The sequence below is a fragment of the Streptomyces sp. WM6386 genome (genome assembly GCF_000972385.1).
Lineage (GTDB): Bacteria > Actinomycetota > Actinomycetes > Streptomycetales > Streptomycetaceae > Streptomyces.
Genome location: NZ_JXTE01000233.1, coordinates 1 through 962, shown reverse-complemented (window position 1 = coordinate 962; position 962 = coordinate 1). Strand labels below are relative to the sequence as shown.

The window sequence follows — 962 nt, the reverse complement described above, 5'->3', positions numbered from 1 at the left end:
CCTCCCAGGCGGTGTGCGACCGAGGGTTCCCAGGCCGTCACGACGCCGTCTTCGTCGGCAGAATGGCCCTGACCTCCCAACCCCGGCCACCGGAGCGGGGTCCCGTGCGCAGTTCGCCGCCGAGCGCGGTGACCCGTTCGGTGAGGCCGACCAGGCCGAAGCCGCCGCCCAGCGCGGCCTGGGGCAACCGGGAGCCGCCGCGGCCTTCGTCGCGCACCGTCACCTTCAGCGCCCGTCCGTCGTAGACCAGTCCGACCGTCAGCTCGGTGGCGTCGCAGGCGTGCCGTCGCACGTTGGTGAGGGCCTCCTGGACGACCCGGTAAGCAGCGGCGTGCACCTCATGGGGCAGCCCGTCGGGCACCGAAGGGTCGCGGCACCGGTCGGCCTTCGGGCCGACGGGCCCGCCGAAGCCCTCCACCAGGTCGGGCAGCGCGGCCAGATCTCCACTCCTCGCGCACAATGCCGACGGTGCGGCGCATGGAGGCCCGCGCCTCGGTGGCGGCGCGTTCGACGTCCTTCAGGATCCCGCCCACCCGCTCTGGTTCCGTCGTGGCGAACAACTGGCCCACCTGCGCCTGCACCAGGATCCCGGTGACGTGGTGGGCCACGAAGTCGTGCAGGTCGGCGGCCATGGCGAGGCGTTCGGCCCGCCGCGTCTCGGTGATCGCGGCGCTGCGGCGGTGGTCCAGCGTACGGAGGTCCCCGCCGAGTCCGGCGGCCAGGCCGGCCAGCACCAGCTGTGCGAACGGGTTGACCGATGAGATGTCGGATTCCCCGCCGGCCTCCCGGTACGGCAGCGCGAAGACGGCCGCACCGGCCAGCACACCGCATACCGCCGCCCACCGCGCGGTGCAACCGCGCAGCGCGATCACGAGCAGGCACAGCAGGATCGCCAGTTCGCCGGCGCCGTACGCCGCCTCCTGGCCGGCCAGCACCGCCGCCGTCACAGCGACGGAGGCGAC

2 protein-coding genes are annotated in these 962 nt (G+C 74.0%); both read right to left on the bottom strand.

The window, feature by feature from the left end; all coding sequences use genetic code 11:
- Nucleotides 1–37: 37 nt before the first annotated feature.
- Entirely contained in the window at nt 38–361 is a 324-nt protein-coding gene (locus TN53_RS48800; RefSeq protein WP_234441826.1) for a sensor histidine kinase, read from the bottom strand.
- On the bottom strand, nt 339–962 hold a 624-nt coding region (locus tag TN53_RS46230), incomplete at its 5' end, for a histidine kinase (protein ID WP_234441825.1). The genes TN53_RS46230 and TN53_RS48800, both read right to left, overlap by 23 nt.